Source organism: Paenibacillus sp. FSL E2-0177, assembly GCF_037992975.1.
Taxonomy (GTDB): domain Bacteria; phylum Bacillota; class Bacilli; order Paenibacillales; family Paenibacillaceae; genus Paenibacillus_AQ; species Paenibacillus_AQ odorifer.
The window spans coordinates 2,230,056-2,247,676 of the sequence record NZ_CP150307.1; the positions used below are offsets into that span (position 1 = coordinate 2,230,056).

The window sequence follows — 17,621 nt, forward strand, 5'->3', positions numbered from 1 at the left end:
AACAAATGAAGGAAAGGGGACAAAGCAACTGAAAAAGTGAAATTCTCCCCCAAGCGCAGTCGCTTTCTCCCTAACCGTTACGAACGGATAGAATTATCATTAAGGACATAAGCTTAGTCCAATGGACAGGAGGAACAATAAATGAATTTATCAAAACGTCAAATTAACGCCTGGACCTTCGTTGCTCCCAGTTTGATTCTGACGCTGGTTTTTGGAGTATATCCGATCTTTTGGGCTCTGAAGTACATGTTCTATGATTACCAGGGTTTCGGCGAACCCCTGTTTATCGGACTGGAGAATTTCGAGCGCTTATTAAGGGATAAGGAATTCTGGAAGTCAGTGGTCAACACCTTTATCTACGCTGGAGGCAAGCTGCTCATCACCTTGCCATTATCATTTTTACTGGCGGTTGTCCTCAATCGTGCTTTGAAAGGGCGGCAGCTGCTAAGAGCGATTTACTTTATGCCGACCGTAATCAGTGCTTCGGTTATGGCCATCGTATTCTACGTTATCTTTAATTCATACAACGGGATGGTTAACCAGCTATTGGTCGGCTCTGGAATTATTTCCGCTCCGATAGATTGGTTAGGGCCGAAATATGCCTTACTAACCGCTATTATGATTGCGATATGGGGGGCTATCGGTAACTATATGCTGCTCTTTATCGCTGGTTTACAGAACATTCCTGAGGATCTCTATGAGGCGGCATCTATAGATGGAGCTGGACCTTTCAGAAAAATGTGGAACATCACCGTTCCCATGCTCGGACCTGTATTGCAAATGATCATTATGCTCGCTATTACCGCCTCCCTAAAAGGCTACGAGAGTATTATGGTGCTTACCGAAGGCGGTCCTTATGGCAAGACGGAAGTTATGTACCTGTACCTGTATAAGCTGTTCTTCCCTGTATCCAGTGGAGGTACAAGCATTCAGCAATTTGGCTACGGTAGTGCGGTTGGTTTTGCCACAGCAGTTATTGTAGGTCTGATTACCTTAGTCTACTTTTATGTATCTAAAAAGCTAAATGATATCTATTAAAAGAGAGGAGAATGAACAGTGAGTACATTACATGCGGAGACGAAGAACACTTCGGTCCAGCCTGTCCGGTCCTTCAAGACCCGAGCGGTGCTGTCCCGGACCTTGCTGTGGATTTTTCTACTTATAGTGGCGGCTTTTGCGTTGTTTCCGATTATTCTGGCTTTTTTCGGATCCCTTAAGACCAATCTGGAGTTGACGACAGGAACCACCTTGCTGCCTAAGTCATGGCAGATTGGAAACTACGCGCAGGCTTGGAATTCGGCTAACTTTGCCCGCTTTACATGGAACAGTGTGTTTATCAGTATCTTTACCACCTTAGGCACTCTATTAATTGGAACGATGGCCGCATATGCGGTAGCGAGAGTCGATTTTTACGGGAAACGTATATATGTTGTAATTCAGTCCTGCACGCTGTTCATCTCGATCGGTGCTGTGGTGCTTCGGCCGCAATTTGACCTTATGGTAGCGCTTAATCTACAGAAATCGTTATGGGGTGTCATTATTATTCTGATTAGTGCGCATGCCACGGCATTTTTTATGTTGATTGGTTTTGTACGAGCGATTCCGAAGGATCTGGATGAGGCTGCTTTTATTGACGGCTGTAATTTCTATAGCGTATACTTTCGAGTTATCTTACCGCTTCTGACACCCGCCCTTGGAGTCACGGCGCTCTGGACCTTCCGCGGAGCATGGAACGAATATATTCTGCCGCTGGTTTTTACCATGACACAGCCAAAATTACAGACACTCACCGTAGGATTGGCGGGGCTAAAATATGGTATCGGCGATGCGGCGCAACCTCAATTGATGCTCGCGGGTGCATGTCTGTCCATGTTGCCAATGATTGTTGTCTATATTTTCGCTAATAAATCGTTCATGCAGATGACAGCTGGCTCTGTAAAGGGCTAAATTCGGGGCGGGCTTCGGACAGCTATTCAAGAAGGATGTGAATACATGCTGAAGGCCTGGGTTTATCGTACCTCTTTGAAGAAAAGAATATGGTTATCTTTTACCGCACTGACGGTATTCTGTATTTCTGTCACCGGTTTATTGGCTTACTCCATCGCTTCTCGGGCGATGGAGCGTAACTCTGTCGAGTTAAATCAAAATGTGCTGACTCAGTCAATCAATGTCCTGGACCAGAAGTTAAAGCAAATCATTGTGGCTTCCTCCACGATGATGTTGAGCGAAGCTTATCAGCAGACCATCCGGGATATTAAAGCTCATAATATGGAACGTTTTTTTGCCAATTTTTCTATGCTGCAAGCGCCCTTCACGCAGGTAGAGTTGACGGAAAACTCCATTGAATCTATCTTGATCAGTACGCCGGACGGGGATTTCTACTCTACCAGCAATCAGCGCAGAACCTTGACCCCATTTCTAGAATCTTCGCTGTATCAACGGATTAAGGAGAAACCTGAAACCAATTGGGTGGAGAGTCATCGGGACGAGCTATTTGCCGGGAAACACCATGTTATTTCCCTAGTCTTGCAGCCGCTTACAGACAATTATGTCCCTGATCTATTTTTGATCGTTAATGTAAAAGAGGACATTCTTGAAGATACTGTAAGTGGAGGCGGGAGTCTTGGCTCCGCGCGTTTTTTACTGATCAATAAAGAGGGAACAAGCGTCTTCGGAGACGGGAGACGTCCGGAATGGTCTCGGGACTCTGTGTTTTTGGACAAACTGAGGGAAGCAGACCGGGGTAATTTTGAATATTCTGCTGGGGATGGGCCAATGCTGCTCAGCTATGCCAGTTCAGGGTACGCAAAAGACTGGGTGTTGGTCAGCTACTTGTCCAAAAAGGAACTGCTGCAACCTGTTCGGAGTATTCAATGGCTGGTGTTGATGATCATGGCGGCATGTATCGTCATCGCGCTTTTCCTTGCAAGGTATCTGTCCGCTTTGCTACTGGGACCGCTGCTGAAACTGCAACGGACGATGTCTCGTGTTGAGCAAGAGGATCTCAGTGCACGCTTCCAGAGTCCTTTCCAGGATGAGATTGGGGAGGCGGGACGCAAATTTAACCAGATGTTGGACCGGATTGGTGAGTTGATTGCTGAAGTCAAGGATACAGAAAAAGAAAAGAGAAAAGCGGAGATCAAGGCGCTTCAGGCGCAGATCGAGCCTCATTTTTTATATAACACATTAAACACGATTTTCTGGAAATGTGAGATGGATGAATATGAAGATGTGAAACAGATGGTCATTTCGCTGTCTGCACTGTTTCAGCTGGGACTGAACAACGGGCAGGAAATTACGACCTTAGGCAAGGAACTGGAACATGTCCGCCAGTATCTAAACCTTCAGCAGCAATGTTATGAAGGGTTGTTTGACTATACAATTGATGCCGGAGTGGAACTGCTGGAGCTTCCTGTATTGAAAATTATTATTCAGCCCTTGGTGGAGAACTCAATCCTGCACGGCCTTAAGGAATTAAGGGGAGGGGGAGTGATCCGGATCTCTGTAGAAGTAGCCAAAAACACACTGCTCATCCGGGTTACCGATAACGGAACCGGCATGAATGCGGAGAAACTCAATGCCTGGCTGAAGGAGCCGAACGGCAGTGGAGGTTATGCTCTGTCTAATATATGTAGCCGACTGCAGCTGTACTACGGCAAAGAAGCCGGATTGGTCTTTCGAAGCAGTCCGCGTGTTGAAACCGAAGCTGTTCTATCCATTCCTGTGGAAGGGGGAATAAATCCTGAGCGCCCATTCAATTAAAATATGTATTGTTGATGATATTCCTGCAGTGGTCCGCGGATTGTCGCAGCGGATTCCTTGGGAGGAACATGGGATTGTGATCGCGGCCACCGCGGCAGACGGGGAAGAAGGTCTGGAGCAGATCCGCAAGCATCGTCCTGACATCGTATTGACGGATATCCGAATGCCTTTTAAGGATGGTTTAGAGATGATGCGGAGCATCCAAGCCGAGCAGCCAGGCATCAAACTGATTTTTTTGACGGGTTATTCTGATTTCACCTATGCCCAGGAAGCAGTTAAGCTGGGTGCCTTTGATCTGATTGTAAAACCGTATACCAAGGTTCAAGTGCTTGAATCCGTGTTGAAGGCCAAAGAAGTGTTGGAGCGGGAACGCAGTCAAGCTGAGCAGATGATGGGCATGGAACAAAAGCTGCGCGAGAGCTTACCTTATTTGCGTCAGGAATATATGCGTCTGCTCATCCGTTACGGAACTAGGCAGCAGCACTTGAGCCAGCAGTGGGATTTTTACAATATCGAGATGAATAACCATAACTTTTGCGTGATGGTAGCGGAAGTGGATTTTTTTGTGGAACGTACATCAGAACTTACGGTTTCCGAGGTGGAATTAATCCGCTTTGCCGTACAGAATATTTTGGAAAATACAATATCCGAATACACTCGGGGCATTGTGTTCCGGGAAAATGTGAATCAGTTCGTTATTGTGATGAACCCTCTGGCGGAGCCGAATATGGAGCAACTTGCAGAGAAATGCCGGGAAAATGTACATCGGTATACGTACCAGACGGTATCCATTGGACTGGGTGGAGAGGTGGAGGAGGTAGGGCAGCTTTCTGCTTCCTATGCGCAGGCGCTGTCTGCACTTGCGAACACCTTTCTAAATGGTGGGAACAGCGTGTACACCTATGTTGAAGATGCAGTCGTGAATGCCGTGCTACCCAGATACTCATATGACAAGGAGAAAGAATTGCTTTATTGTCTGCGTTCGGCGAATTTGTCCAAAGCAGAGGAGCAGCTGGATCATATTTGGCATGATTGGATTACTGCACCGGCAACGCCTAACCCGTCCATCGTTAAGACGCTATGTCTTGAACTGGCTCATTCTATCCATCGGATTTTTTCGGAAAAAGCAACGGATTCGGAAGTTAAAACTCTGGAAAATAAGCTTGCAGACATGAGCAGTGCAGTCTCTTTTGAAGATCTTAGCCGCCAGATTCGGGAATTTTGCCGTTTGGGCTGTACGTATTTGCAACAACGCCAATGCAGTGACGCGCGTATGCTTGTGGATCGGGCCATCACTCATATCAATGGAAATCTGCATCGAAATCTATCCGTCGCCGACTGTGCACGGGAGGTGCATCTTAGTCCTAGCTACTTCTCCAATCTTTTTAAAAAGGAGACGGGGATGACACTCGCCCAATATATTATCGGAAGACGAATGGACAAAGCCAAGGAGCTAGTGTTGGAAGGCATACAGGTTCAGGATATTGCCATCTCTTTGGGCTATGAGGATCGACCCTATTTTACAGAGCAGTTCAAAAAATACACCGGAATGACGCCGACTGACTTTCGTGCAAAATATAGCTTGCCTAAAGTGGAGGGAAACAGTGATTTCGTCTCCCATTGACAGTTGTTTTCTCCTTCACTGATAAAAGGGCAGTGGAATTATAATTTTCTTAAGAAATGAATGCGATTTCAAAAGAAAAGGGAGGCATTTTAGATGAAAAGAAACAAATGGATATTAGCTGGAGTTTCGCTGATGCTGGCTGGCTCGTTGGCCGCCTGTTCATCATCCGAATCTAATACGGAGGTAAGCAGCAGCAATACAAACTCCGAAAAAACAAAATTGGTCTACTGGACCATTGATCGTCATGATTCTGATTTTATTGAGCAAAAGATCAGCGAGTATGAAGGTCTTAATCCCAATATCGAGATTGAAATGAAGGTTATGGCAGAGAACTATACGCAGTCGGTGGATATTGCCTTCTCCAGCATGCAGGCGCCTGATATTCTCCGGGTGGATACTTATAACGTGCCAACATGGGTCAAAAGAGGGTATCTGGAATCTTTTGATAGCTACATTTCACCAGAGATGAAGAGCCGGTTCGAGAACGTACTTATCAACGAGAAAAATACCGTTGACGGCAAAATATATAGCCTTCCCAATATCGGTCAGTTCTGGCGCCTCATCTATAACGTAGATTTGTTCGAGAAGGCTGGCATTACAGAGCCGCCTACCACACTCGCAGAGATGGTCGAGGATGCCAAGAAAATTACGGCAGCGGGAAAAGATATAGGCGCTTACGGCTTCGCGGGTAATTTCAAAAGTACCAGCGGATTTGAGCGTATCGCTTATCCAATAACAACACTTAGCAAGACTAAGGGCACAGAGGGCTTCGACTTCCAGACCGGGCAATTTGATTTTAGCGTCTATAAAGAGGTTGCTGAGGCGCTGCGGCAGATTAAGGTGGATGGAAGCATGATGCCAGGATCGGAATCGCTTGATATCGACCCGCTGCGTGCGCAATTTGCTCAAGGCAAGATCGGTATGTATTTCAACCATTCCGTTGAGCCGACGGTCTACAAAACCCAATTCCCAACTGAAATTCGCTGGGCAGCTGCGATTCCTCCAACCATTGACGGGGAGCAGAAGGGTGTCAGCCAAGTTATTGCAGGAAGTTATTTGGCTATGAGCAAGGATTCGAAGCATAAGGAAGAAGCTTGGAAGTTTATTGAATGGATGTACAGTGATGATGTGCAGATTGCTTACCAGGAAGCAGGGTATGGGGTTTCGGTTATCCCATCGGTTGCTACTGTTGCCAAGGCACCAGACATTGCAGGAATTGAAGATTTTCTGCCTACGAAGTTAGACGGGATTTATCCAGCGACTCCGATGGTTATCAGTGAGGGACGTCTGGAAGGACTAAAGAAGGTTGATGTCTTCAATAGATACATTTTTGGTGGTGGAGATTTAGATAAAGAGCTTCAGGACTTGAATACTCGCTATAATGCGGCACTTGAAAAAGCCAAAGCCGCAGGTGACACCGATATCGAAGCACAGCCGGACTTCAATGCAGGTTCCCTGCAGGGATCATTGGCCAAATAAATCGAAAAAGACGCCTCTTAGGCTCCGTATTAATACGAGCTAGTGGCGTCTTTTTTTGATGACTACTATGATAATTTTTATTCCTCAGTCGTTTTAGCTGTGCTCGGGGTTCCTTTGTTATTGTAGAGCCACAGCGCGTATTCTAGAGGGCGAATCAGGGCTTTGCGGTATGTGGTTCCGTCACCTGATCTTGCGAACACTTCACGGGCGGGCTTGGGATTAACCTCCAGCACGTAAATTTTACCTTCGCGATCAATGGCGAGGTCCAATGCAAGCTCACATAAGGCTCCGTAACTTTCTTCCAAGAAGGCTGCGGCATCAAGGCCCAACCTCTCGGCAGTCTTCATGACCTTATCGGTTTTATCCTGACTGCCCAGCCATTCCTTCAGCAGCGTTTCCGCTCGAACGGCATGACCACCGCCATGAAGATTGGAGGTTACACTCCGCGCTGCACCGACCCGTGCTGCCATACCTGTCAGTTCCCAGACACCTTGCCCATTCTTTTGAACGAGCATCCGGTAATCATGGAAACGTCCGCCCGGCAGACGTAATGGGATCCCCTGTTGGATAAGGAAACGTCCGCCGATACACCATTGCCGTACGATGGAATCCAGCCGAGTAGAAGAGACTTTACGGGTGGGAATGATTCGGCGATCCTGGCGACGGCCTTGAATATCATATACCCCACGCCCATCCTTCATTCTCTCAATTCTGAGGATGCCACGTCCGCCTGTGCCGTTTGCCGGCTTGATATAGACTACTGAATTGGTTTTCAGCATCCGGCGCAGGTCGGCAGAGGACTGATAGAGTAAAGTTTCTGGCATATGCTGCCGGAAACGGCTTTTTTGTGAAAATGTTTGGTGAATGGTCCATTTGTTGCGCAGTGGACGATTCAGAAATAACAGATGATTGTAGCGTTCTCGGAAACGAAGCAGTTGCTGAAAGCGTGAGCTGCGCTGAATACGGCAACGGTCATAAATCATATTCGGAAAAGAACGCCATTTGCGTGACCATTTTCCGCTCTTGGGATCAAAGACAAGGGCATGGATCTGCTCTTTGCTGGGATGAACATCCATGGGGGTAAACACAAAGACATCCAAGCCAATTCGTTTGCCCTCGACGATCATTCTCCGGTACACGGCCTTTTCTTCAAGCTGCTTAGCTTCGTTAATATATAAAGTAAGAATGCCTAAGACGGGCTCTGGCACAGGAGTTCACCTTCTTGTGGAGAAATAGTAGTGCTGCCGGTATGATGGGGTGACCGGAGCAGTAATGTTGGCTTGCCGGTAGGACCAGTGGTAAGTGTGTCGGCAGCAAGGCCGATATTGAAGCACATCTTTAGGCTAGCAGTATTGTCGCAGGCAACACTGCATTGCAGATGCCCGAGGCGTTTCAGCTGGGCAGCCATTAAGGCAGTGCCGGTATGTCTATTCCGGTAGAAGGGGTGCACAGCGACAAGACAGGCTTCTGCACCGAATCCGGATACGAAGCTGACTCCTGCGAGCTGGCGCCCATTCTGACCGCGTACGGTGGCGACAAGCAGCGAGATACCCGGCTCTGACAACTGATCCGGTGTTAATCGGGCCAGTACTTTGCAAGCTTGGTTTGTGATTCGCTTCTCCCCATGCGCTCTTATAAACTCAAGCAGTCCAGCCAGCCGTGATTTCCACTGTTTGGCATTTGTGTCATAGATGGAGGATATCTGCATGCTGTGTCACATCCTTTTAATGATTTCTATTTAAACTGGCGCGCTAAATGCTGGCCGTAGTGAAAGATTCGCTCTAGGGACAGCTTGCGGATCGCGGGTTCATCAAATTTCATCGGCCGGGAGTTGGCCTCAAAGAACCAGAGTCCCCCATTCTCATCTACACCCAGATCCATCGACATCTCTCCGAGCATAGAATCAGAAGCTCTTTCAATTTGTCTAGCGATAAGAAGGGCGGTTGTAGGCACACTCTTCAGGATCATGGCTGCTCTTTCGGTTCCAAATGTACTTTCCAGCATGCTGGCAGGCTCTTCAATACTACCGCCGCGTGGTACATGTGTCGTTATACTTCGGGCACCGGCGAGGCGTGCACCTATTCCGGTGACTCCCCAGCCGCCTCTGCTGTTTTTTTGCAGCAGCACCCGCAGATCAAACGGTCTTCCCCGATGAGTCGCCAGTTCAATAGCCTGCTGCACAATATAACGAGAGATTCCTTTTTCTTTTCCGATTCTTGCCCAGAGCCGGTCCATGGAAGCTGCTTTGTACGTCACATTTTTTTTGCCGCTTTGAATTTGGAGCCGGTAAGGCAAAGCGGTATCTGCACGATATTTTAGGCGCATAATTCCTTTTCCTGCTTTGCCATTCTCTGGTTTAAGGTAGAGGCTGGTATGCTGGTTCAGCATGGCAGTAAGGGTGTTTGCACTGCGTAATCGTCTCGTTTTTGGAACATGCTTTGAGGTGGAGTGCGAACCCCTCAACCATTCGAAGAGACTCCATTTATTGAAAAAATATGGATTATATAGCTTAATGCCTGGATGTTCCAGGCATTGAGCTATTTTACGTACCACAGCAGGTTTTTCCTCATCCTCACGGGTGGGAATTCGGTTATAAATGATTTGTGGAAGAGGTACAGGAATGCTGTACCAGATTTTACCGCTGGACGATGGGACATATCCGTTCACCATCCGTTCCTCAAGCTTGAGGTCACGGACAGTGACGACGTAGACAAGAAATCCCATTTCTTTGCCTGTGCGAATAATGTCCCGGAAGTTGCTGCGGTTGCCATTAAATTGCCGTACTTTATCGCTGGTTGTCAGTATGGCAATAACAGGTTTTGTATCTTCCGGATTATGGGTGCTCACATCTCATCCCTCCTGCGGAATTTGCTGAGGTATAGACAATGCTCCAGAATGTGCTCGATGGAAGCTTTGCCCTCAGCGCGCAGGGAAGGGTGACGGAAGATGGAACGACCTGGTTTGGCGTTGGCCTCGAACATCCAGATGTCTTCATCCTGATCAATTCCGAGATCAAAGCCAATTTCACCGAGCAAATGACGATGCTGGACTTCTAGTGATTCTGCCAGCTTGATGGCTGTAGTCTTTGCACGCTGCAGTACTTCGTCAGCTCTTGCGCCGAATACACGTCCGAGTGCTTGCTGAGGTGTAAGCAATGCTCCTCCATTTTTAAGGTGAGTGGTGACACTGCCACGGCCGGCTTTTTTAGCGCCTATGCCGACTACAATCCACTGATTACTGCCGTTTTTATGCATATGGAACCGGAAATCAATCGGGCAGCCATCTATTTCGATGAGACGTATTCCCTGCTGAACTATATAATTTTGCAGATTTTGACCGTGACGCGAACGAAGCATACGCATAAGGGCTTCAAAGGTGGTAAAGCGTAAAAGAACGTTTTTTCCACCGCGGCGGTAGCGGGCAAAATACCCCTTTTTCGGGAGATAGGTAAGCCGATAAATGCCGTGACCCAGACTTCCCGCAGAAGGTTTATAGTATACAAAATGATGGTGATCCAGCATTTCTCTCATTTTTTCCGTGGACGGATTGCTGTGGGTTTCAGGTACATAACGATTTGCCGCCCCATCATTTTCTAAAAGCTTATAGATATCGGATTTATTGAAAAAGCTCCAGTTAAAGTATGGAATTCTTTTCCGCATAAATCGTTCGCGAAGTTGGTTGATATAGGGTGAGGTCTCAGCTCTCCGACTGGGCAATCGATTATAGACAACATCAGGCAGAGGGACCATTTTTCGTTCAAACTTACCGCTTGAGGTCAAAAAATATCCATAGACCTGTTCCTGTTGCCAGTTGATGTCACGCGGCATAAAGGCAAATATATAACATTTGTTGCTGCCTTCCCGCAGCAATTGCTTGATGAACCCTGTGCGAGAACCGAAGGGCTGAGACGAAGAAGCAGGACCATCGGACAATATGCCAACTAAAGGTCCTAGCTGCACCTCGTCATTCTGTAGATTGCGTAAATAGACACCGCCTGATTTCGGAACCTTGATAGCGCTTTTTACGCCTGAGGCGAGATATAGGTGATTTCCGGCGCGCTTGATGGGCTTGATCATGGTCGGGGTGGCATCTTTACCGAGCCTTAAGCGTATATTTTTTTTCCCGGTTAACTTCAAGCTTTTCATCAGTGCACCTGATACATATACAACTCTTTGGGGCTGCTTAGTGAAATGCACATTGCAAAAAGTGAGACTCATTTATGAATCCTCCTTAGGAACCATTGTTATCATTCTCCCGTTTGTAACGGAGCTGTCCGTAGATAGGGATGGTATCCGTCGTTGTGTGAGCAGTAGATGGCGCGCATAAGACAGTGGATTCTCGGCGGCGAGCTTAGCAGCCCGGCGGTCGCCCGTCAGCCGGAATACCGTGCGCCCTGGCTTGGAATTTGCTTCTAGTAAATGAATCCGACCGCTCGAATCAATACCGAAATCAAGGCCGAGTTCTCCAAGCCTGCCGCATGCAGCCTCCAGTAGGGGAGGTAAGTATGCAGCTTCTGCAGCAAGCTCATGCATGATGTCTTTTCCACCCTGACCATATTCAGCAAGCAAAAAAGGCAGGGGAGAAACAGCTGTTCCGCCGCCATGCAGGTTCGAAGTCAGCGAACCTTGGTTACCCAGCCGTACGGCCATGCCGGTAAGAGTCCAGCGGCCAAGGCCATTCTTTTGCATCAATACACGCACATCGAACGGTTGCCCCTTACTATTCGTTAGGTGCAGGAAAGGCTGTATAATATAGCGGCGTGAGCCGATAAATTCATGAATCCAGTTCAGTCCTTCAGCCTGTGAGTCGAAAACATATTGAAAGGGTGTATTTGTACCGTCACGCCCTCGAACTCTCATACCTCTGTTTTGCAGTATGGCATGTAATGTACGTTTGCCATGGGTGCCGGCCTTGGGCTTTAGAAAGACTCCATATTCTCTTTCAGCAAGCATTGTACTTAACCTGCGGGTACCGGTATAGAGTACAGTTTCCGGCAGTATTGCCGCTGCTCTCCGGTCGCGCTTCAATATCTCATGTACACCCCATTTATCTGGCAAACCTCGAGACCAAGGCAAGGAACGATGAAGAGTAGAGAGAGCAGCGGAAGCTTCTTTTCTTTCTTTAGGACCTTCGTAAAAGCAGCGATTATAGACAATATCTGGCGGTGAAGAAGTGGTATTCTGCCAGCTTCCATCTTTCCAGGTATAGCCGGTAATGGAGGACCCGTCTGCCGCTACTCCGTCTGGATGAAATACGAGGACTTTTAGGCTGTATAGAGGAGCTGCCCGGCATAAATGACTGCAAAACTCTGGCTCGGCGATCGGTGGATTCCCGTTGCGGCGGCCTGTCATAATGCCGAGGAACCCCACTTCTGTTTCAGTCATCGTGTCCTCCTTATAAACCGGCCAAGTAACGGCAATATAAAATCATTTGCTTGACGGACGGTCTTATTTTTTGATCATTTAACGGTGTATTATCGTTCTTGGAGGGCTTGGAGTTAACCTCTAAGAGCCATATTCGTCCTGATTGATCCAGTGCCAGATCGATTCCGAGCTCTCCGAAATGAGCGGGGATAAAGGTTTCGACCCCTCTTGCAATGGCAAGTGCTGCTCTGGGCAGCTGAAGCTGAACGTTTTCTTTTGCGCCCGGAGGAAGACTGCTCTTGCTAACCGCTTCTTTTACTGTGCTGAGACTGCCACCTCTAGCTAAATTAGACACGAAGTGATTGCTTCCGGCGGTGCGGGCGACAATGGAGGTAACCCCCCATTTGCCGCTGCCATTCTTCTGAACAAGTGCCCGGAAATCTACAGGCCGCCTTCCTAGCTCCATCAAAGGCAATCCCTGCTGAATCTGGTATCGAGTAGTCTTCATTTTGGGAGCGATGGACTGGTACAATTTAGCGAGAGTGGTGTAGCTTTGCTTGCGTGTACCTATGGAGGTAGTAGACAACAGACGGTAACCTCCGCCTTCTTCTTTAGAGATACGAAGTATGCCTTTGCCGAGACTGCCTCGTACAGGTTTCAAAAATACACTTGGGTAATGGCTGCACATCTTCTTCATTACGGCAAAGCCGTTCAACGCATGCGACTCAGGTAAATACCGCTGTAGGGAAGGGTCTTGCGCTAAAGCTTCAAATACCTCTGTCTTGTCAAGAAATTTTTCGTTGAAGAAATGCGTTCCATATCGTGATTTTACATCCGCCAAAAAATGCTGTACGCTAGGTTTATTCTCCACCTTTCGCGTCGTTAACCGATTGTTGATTACATCGGCAATGGGCAGACTCATTTTTCTCCAACCCTCGTTGTATACCCAGCCCTGAATGGAAGAACTGCGTGTTTCCAGCGCTTCCGGGGTAAAGAAATATACATAGGCGCCTTGTGTGTGGCAGGCATTTGTCAATTCCCGGCAGAACATGGTAATGGGTCCAAACAACCTGTCGAGATTATCTGGATGGTCACGACTGACGAGCACGCCGATCAACGGTCCAAGCCGCAAGGTGCGGCTTACAGAGCTGTAAGAAACGTTGAGGGTTTGTCGGTGTTTCCATCCGGTCCGCTGCGCCAGTCCTTCGCTTACACGCAGGATGTCGGATTTGGGAGCCGAGATAATGGTAACCTCCTGCCGGAAAGAGCCGAATGCCAGCTGGAGTGTTCCGTGAGACGGGATTTTGAGTCTTTTCATGGATTTTTCGCCAAGCATTATAGCGTTTTCCTGCAGGATGCCCGAGTTGACCGTATGGACCGGGATCTTGAATTGGGACATCGTGGATCTCCTTCCGGTAGGCAGCATGATGCCGGCAATTTGGTAGCTAAGGGTTACATATCATTCATCATATGGAGACAGATGACCCTTGGTGATTGACCTAACCGCTAAAAACCTTGCCCAGTCATTTCATAAGCTCGGCCCAAGAAGCGAAACAAGTATGGAATGAGCGAATATTGGAAACTGAAGCGACGTGGATTCAGGAAGCAGCTGCTAATAAAACTTAAGCGTATGTTTTCGGAGTGAGTTTTTAGAGCAGAGTAGATTCAGGAAGCAGCAGCTAACAAAACCTAAGCGTAAGCTTTCGAAGTGAGTTTTGTAAGAAGACGATAGGAAGTGTACGCTAACAAAACTTAAGCGTAAGCTTTCGAAGTGAGTTTTGTACGAAGACGATCTGAGGAGTGTACGCTAACAAAATTATTAGGAGGAATCATAATGAGCATTCACGACAAAGCACATGAATTGGCGAAAGCCATTAAAGAGAGCAGCGAGGTATCGGATATCAGAAATGCCATGAAGGTCGTAGAAACAGATCCTGAAGCGAAAGCGATGCTGGACAATTTCCGCCAAGGTCAGATGGAGCTGCAACAACGGATGATGAGCGGAGAAATGCCTCCACAAGAAGAAATGGAAAAGATGGAGAAGCTGTTCGAGGTGCTTAACTTGAATCTTGGCATTCGTCGTCTGTTCGATGCGGAACGCCGTCTGAGCGTTGTAATCGAGGATGTAAATAAAATTATCACCGAGAGTTTGTCTCAATTGTACGGCGAATAAATTTTAGCAATGAAAATCAAAAGAGGGTGTTCCCGAAGCCGGTGGCTCTGGAAACACCCTCTTTCTTGTGGCTGTGACTATAGGGCTAGCCTAAGTTCAAGCTCGACCCAATCTCAACCTAATCTTGTTTACCTTCGACTGCGCAGAGAAGAATACCAGCTGCCAAACCTAAGCGGCGATCAAGCTTGCCTTTTCGATCCTCCGAGAAGTCAGCCATAATTTTGGTGACAAATGGATTGAAATTTTGCTTGAATGCAGGGATCGTAGTATCATCCATCTCGATATTATATTTCTGCGGAATAATAGCGATGAAGCGGCGCAGTAGAGCCATCGCGGTGCTGTCTTCCTTGATTTTTCCGATTTCCTGATCATGACGGTCAAGAATAATCCATTCATCCTTCAAAATAGATTTGAGACCCTTACGTCGAAAAGCACCAATATGCTCACCGGACTCTGTATCGTGTACATCATAAGTAGCACTAAAATCGACCACGTTGCGGGCTTTTATGCGCAGAAGCTCCTTCTGCATGGACTCATCCGTATAAAGTGCAATGTCTTCTTTAAGCTTGAACGCTTTCATTTGCGAATAGAGCACAAGCTGCTCAGAGCTATCAAAAATATGAAGTTTCGCACCCATGATCGAAAATACTTTTTTGCGAATTATGTATTCGGTATGATTATAAGCTGCATTCAATTCAAAAACGCCTCCCCCAAATGAAATCATCATCTCATATATAAGCGTCTCTTGCTATATAAATGCTAACCTTTTATACATAATTTTGAAAAGGTATATATTTTTTTTAATGGACTTGTCTCATATTACGCGCCTCATGTTCATAGAGTAGAGATATAGATTCAATCGAATATCCTGTCTACGAAGGAGCTGTTATTAATGAGAAAAAGAAACAAGTTCAAACATGGTATCTATTTGTTGCTGGCGTTGGCCATGCTTTTGTATGCACTGCCGAAGCTTTCGCTTGCGAATGGACCGAGCTGGGTGTTTGGTTTTGGAGTCGTCTGGTCACTTTTTGCGTTTATGGTCATTGCGGCACATTTGCATTTTATTATCGGGGTTGATGAAGAAAAGTCCAAACGTTTGGAAGCTGTGCGAAAAGCAAAGCTGGAGCAATGGCAGACAAAGTGGAATGAAGAAACTAGAGTTTCGCAAAGATAATAGAGTTGGCATCGGATACTAAAAAGCTAGATTAGCTCGAGATCTCTTGAAAAAGCGCAGCATTCGTGCAAAGAGGGGCATAAATGCTTCAGAATGTTGCGGAAAGCGCAGAAGTAGTGCAAAGAGAGGCAAAAATGCCTCAGAATACTGCGGAAAGCGCGGCAATGGTGCGAAGAGAGGCAAAAATGCCTCAGAATGCCGCCGAAAGCGCAGAAGTGGCACGAAGAGAGGCATAAGTGCCTCAGAATGTCGAGCAAAACGCAAAAGTGGGAAAAAGAGAAGTGTAAATACCTTAGAATGCCGCACAAAACACCAAAGTAGCCAAAAGAAAGGTATAAATACCGTAGAATGCCGCGCAAAACACCAAAGTAGCCAAAAGAAAGGTATAAATACCGTAGAATGCCGCACAAAACACCAAAGTAGCCAAAAGAAAGGTATAAATACCGTAGAATGTCGCACAAAACGCGCAAGTAGCCAAAAGAGAGGCATAAGTGCCTTAGAATGCCGCGGAAAGCGCAGAAGTAGCGCAAAGAGAGGCAAAAATGCCTTAGAATGCCGCGGAAAGCGCAGAAGTGGCGAAAAGAGAGGCAAAAATGCCTTAGAATGCTGCGGAAAGCGCAGAAGTAGCGAAAAGAGAGGCATAAGTGCCTCAGAATGTTGCGGAAAGCGCGGCAATGGTGCGAAGAGAGGCAAAAATGCCTTAGAATGCTGCGGAAAGCACAGAAGTGGCGAAAAGAGAGGCACAAATAACGTAGACTGCCGCGCCAAAAGACACTCATACGAAAAAGCCCACTAGCCTAAGCCAGTGGGCTTTAATATGTTCCTGCATTGCTAGCAGGGGGCTAAATGTTATTTTCCACCCGTAAAAGGATTGATCTCATTCGTGAGATCTCTTCCAGCCTTCTTTTCTTCTGCAGATATCCGTTTACCGAGAGCCGCGTAATACCACACTGCAGGAACGAGAACCGCGAGTATAACAAGAAATTGCATAAGCTCAGCTCCTTTCACGTCGATAGTATAAACTTTTTTCCTGATCGTAGAGAGGATGGATATGATCCTCCCATCCTCCCATCCTACCATCATGCGACCATCCCGCCACTTGTTGAGCAAAAACAAACCGATTACTTTTTACTGACCGAGCATTCTACTTCAAATACATAACTGGCGCTTCCCTGAGGCTATCTTGCATGGATGATATACAGATGTCTGCCGCTACCTGCTGCGAGTTGAAAACTATTTTTGTCCACAGAAAGGGTTTCGTCCGGTCGTTCCTCACGAGGAAATGAAGCCATAACCTCTATCTCTTTGGGTGCATATGAGAACTCGAGTTCTACCCGATCACCGCTGATGGCTTTAGGATGTACCTTTTGTTTGGAAACCAATTCATCGTAAGAAGCCATATCCACACATACGCCTTTGCCATTGTCGTTCCAGCAATAAGAGCCTTGAATAGACTCGAACCGCTCACCGCCAACAGTAACTTGAACACTTGGGGGCTGTGGGTTAGCAGTGTCTTCTGATGAAATCTTATCTTCTTTAAAAGTTGATTGAAACAAGTCCAATAGATCTTTTTTGCTGGTATCTGACAGACGATAGTGGCCCATTTGTCTGGATTTAATGAGTAACCCACTGTTACTTCCGCCGATCCAAAAGGAGAACTCATAACTTATGCCATCCTTCATGTTCACAGTGGTTCTATAATCGCTGGGAGCAATATCTAGTTGTCCTCTATCATATTCAGCAGTAGTTATGGCTTGAACGAAACGTTCAAACGAGGATGGATCCGAAATAGTGGCCATGGGCTGTTTTTTTTCAATTAAGTTAATAGAAACTATATTATTTGCATCCAACTCAATCTGGCCTGCTTGTTTTACTTCGTTTCCCGTATTTCCACAGCCGACCAGTCCTATAAAAAGCAAAGTAATAGTAAGTAGTAATAAAGCGGTCTTGTTCATCTCTTCAATGCTCCTTTACACATTCTTTAATTCTCAGACTATAAAAAAGAGGAAAAGGTTGCTAAATAAAGGCAGCGAATGTTTAAGGTCA

Annotated in this window: 17 protein-coding genes; 8 read left to right on the plus strand and 9 right to left on the minus strand. The window is 46.8% G+C overall.

Annotated elements, in window-relative coordinates; all coding sequences use genetic code 11:
- Positions 1–141 precede the first annotated feature (141 nt).
- From MHI25_RS09835 to MHI25_RS09855, 5 genes are all read left to right on the plus strand, one after another.
- Entirely contained in the window at positions 142–1,038 is an 897-nt protein-coding gene (locus MHI25_RS09835; RefSeq protein WP_036683990.1) for a sugar ABC transporter permease, read from the plus strand.
- A gap of 87 nt (positions 1,039–1,125) precedes the next feature.
- Entirely contained in the window at positions 1,126–1,947 is an 822-nt protein-coding gene (locus MHI25_RS09840) for a carbohydrate ABC transporter permease (RefSeq protein WP_232061512.1), read from the plus strand.
- A gap of 45 nt (positions 1,948–1,992) precedes the next feature.
- Positions 1,993–3,762: a sensor histidine kinase gene (locus MHI25_RS09845; protein WP_076124874.1), complete on the plus strand. Its 1,770-nt coding sequence runs from the start codon at positions 1,993–1,995 to the stop codon at positions 3,760–3,762.
- Between the two features lie 7 nt (positions 3,763–3,769).
- Complete coding sequence (locus MHI25_RS09850; RefSeq protein WP_339174458.1) at positions 3,770–5,386, plus strand: response regulator; 1,617 nt, start codon at positions 3,770–3,772, stop codon at positions 5,384–5,386.
- Between the two features lie 93 nt (positions 5,387–5,479).
- Positions 5,480–6,865, plus strand: a complete 1,386-nt coding sequence (locus tag MHI25_RS09855) for a sugar ABC transporter substrate-binding protein (protein ID WP_076191140.1) — start codon at positions 5,480–5,482, stop codon at positions 6,863–6,865.
- A 77-nt stretch (positions 6,866–6,942) separates the two neighbouring features.
- On the opposite strand, the gene MHI25_RS09860 is transcribed toward MHI25_RS09855, so the two are convergent.
- From MHI25_RS09860 to MHI25_RS09885, 6 genes are read right to left on the minus strand one after another with little or no spacing between them, the layout of a single operon-like run.
- Positions 6,943–8,073, minus strand: a complete 1,131-nt coding sequence (locus MHI25_RS09860; RefSeq protein WP_076184268.1) for a YheC/YheD family protein — start codon at positions 8,071–8,073, stop codon at positions 6,943–6,945.
- Positions 8,055–8,573, minus strand: coding sequence for a GNAT family N-acetyltransferase (locus tag MHI25_RS09865; RefSeq protein ID WP_076124882.1), 519 nt, complete (start codon positions 8,571–8,573; stop codon positions 8,055–8,057). The genes MHI25_RS09860 and MHI25_RS09865 overlap by 19 nt, the downstream gene beginning before the upstream one ends.
- 26 nt (positions 8,574–8,599) lie before the next feature.
- The gene (locus MHI25_RS09870) at positions 8,600–9,712 is read right to left on the minus strand and encodes a YheC/YheD family protein (RefSeq protein WP_036683979.1); all 1,113 of its coding nucleotides are present in this window, start codon (positions 9,710–9,712) and stop codon (positions 8,600–8,602) included.
- On the minus strand, positions 9,709–11,082 hold the full coding sequence (locus MHI25_RS09875) for a YheC/YheD family protein (RefSeq protein ID WP_036683976.1): 1,374 nt from the start codon (positions 11,080–11,082) through the stop codon (positions 9,709–9,711). Before MHI25_RS09875 ends, MHI25_RS09870 begins: the two co-directional genes overlap by 4 nt.
- Positions 11,083–12,249 (minus strand): YheC/YheD family protein, encoded by a 1,167-nt coding sequence (locus tag MHI25_RS09880; RefSeq protein WP_076191142.1) that lies wholly within the window; start codon positions 12,247–12,249, stop codon positions 11,083–11,085. It abuts the gene before it with no gap.
- Between the two features lie 10 nt (positions 12,250–12,259).
- Positions 12,260–13,627 carry a YheC/YheD family protein gene (locus MHI25_RS09885; protein WP_076124889.1) on the minus strand — a complete coding sequence of 456 codons (1,368 nt, stop codon included), beginning with the start codon at positions 13,625–13,627 and terminating at the stop codon, positions 12,260–12,262.
- Between the two features lie 435 nt (positions 13,628–14,062).
- On the opposite strand from MHI25_RS09885, the gene MHI25_RS09890 reads away from it, so the two are divergent.
- Positions 14,063–14,401: a YlbF family regulator gene (locus MHI25_RS09890; RefSeq protein WP_036683973.1), complete on the plus strand. Its 339-nt coding sequence runs from the start codon at positions 14,063–14,065 to the stop codon at positions 14,399–14,401.
- Positions 14,402–14,519: 118 nt separating this feature from the next.
- Here MHI25_RS09890 and MHI25_RS09895 read toward each other — a convergent pair whose 3' ends face one another.
- Complete coding sequence (locus MHI25_RS09895; RefSeq protein ID WP_076124891.1) at positions 14,520–15,095, minus strand: hypothetical protein; 576 nt, start codon at positions 15,093–15,095, stop codon at positions 14,520–14,522.
- Between the two features lie 198 nt (positions 15,096–15,293).
- On the opposite strand from MHI25_RS09895, the gene MHI25_RS09900 reads away from it, so the two are divergent.
- Both MHI25_RS09900 and MHI25_RS09905 read left to right on the plus strand, forming a co-directional pair.
- Positions 15,294–15,575, plus strand: a complete 282-nt coding sequence (locus tag MHI25_RS09900) for a hypothetical protein (protein WP_076184273.1) — start codon at positions 15,294–15,296, stop codon at positions 15,573–15,575.
- A gap of 83 nt (positions 15,576–15,658) precedes the next feature.
- A complete protein-coding gene (locus tag MHI25_RS09905) occupies positions 15,659–15,811 on the plus strand; it encodes a hypothetical protein (RefSeq protein ID WP_340395343.1) in 153 nt (50 codons plus the stop codon).
- 613 nt (positions 15,812–16,424) lie between these two features.
- On the opposite strand, the gene MHI25_RS09910 is transcribed toward MHI25_RS09905, so the two are convergent.
- Positions 16,425–16,565 carry a hypothetical protein gene (locus tag MHI25_RS09910; RefSeq protein WP_175617313.1) on the minus strand — a complete coding sequence of 47 codons (141 nt, stop codon included), beginning with the start codon at positions 16,563–16,565 and terminating at the stop codon, positions 16,425–16,427.
- A 188-nt stretch (positions 16,566–16,753) separates the two neighbouring features.
- Positions 16,754–17,530: a hypothetical protein gene (locus MHI25_RS09915; RefSeq protein WP_340395344.1), complete on the minus strand. Its 777-nt coding sequence runs from the start codon at positions 17,528–17,530 to the stop codon at positions 16,754–16,756.
- Between the last annotated feature and the right edge of the window lie 91 nt (positions 17,531–17,621).

What these genes read in the sequence shown, in the direction of transcription:
- MHI25_RS09890 (WP_036683973.1), top strand. Translation starts at nt 14,063, where the DNA reads ATGAGCATTCACGACAAAGCACATGAATTGGCGAAAGCCATTAAAGAG.
- MHI25_RS09900 (WP_076184273.1), top strand. Translation starts at nt 15,294, where the DNA reads ATGAGAAAAAGAAACAAGTTCAAACATGGTATCTATTTGTTGCTGGCG.
- MHI25_RS09835 (WP_036683990.1), top strand. Translation starts at nt 142, where the DNA reads ATGAATTTATCAAAACGTCAAATTAACGCCTGGACCTTCGTTGCTCCC.
- MHI25_RS09885 (WP_076124889.1), bottom strand. Translation starts at nt 13,627, where the DNA reads ATGTCCCAATTCAAGATCCCGGTCCATACGGTCAACTCGGGCATCCTG.
- MHI25_RS09855 (WP_076191140.1), top strand. Translation starts at nt 5,480, where the DNA reads ATGAAAAGAAACAAATGGATATTAGCTGGAGTTTCGCTGATGCTGGCT.
- MHI25_RS09910 (WP_175617313.1), bottom strand. Translation starts at nt 16,565, where the DNA reads ATGCAATTTCTTGTTATACTCGCGGTTCTCGTTCCTGCAGTGTGGTAT.
- MHI25_RS09905 (WP_340395343.1), top strand. Translation starts at nt 15,659, where the DNA reads ATGCTTCAGAATGTTGCGGAAAGCGCAGAAGTAGTGCAAAGAGAGGCA.
- MHI25_RS09845 (WP_076124874.1), top strand. Translation starts at nt 1,993, where the DNA reads ATGCTGAAGGCCTGGGTTTATCGTACCTCTTTGAAGAAAAGAATATGG.
- MHI25_RS09875 (WP_036683976.1), bottom strand. Translation starts at nt 11,082, where the DNA reads ATGAGTCTCACTTTTTGCAATGTGCATTTCACTAAGCAGCCCCAAAGA.
- MHI25_RS09915 (WP_340395344.1), bottom strand. Translation starts at nt 17,530, where the DNA reads ATGAACAAGACCGCTTTATTACTACTTACTATTACTTTGCTTTTTATA.
- MHI25_RS09880 (WP_076191142.1), bottom strand. Translation starts at nt 12,249, where the DNA reads ATGACTGAAACAGAAGTGGGGTTCCTCGGCATTATGACAGGCCGCCGC.
- MHI25_RS09865 (WP_076124882.1), bottom strand. Translation starts at nt 8,573, where the DNA reads ATGCAGATATCCTCCATCTATGACACAAATGCCAAACAGTGGAAATCA.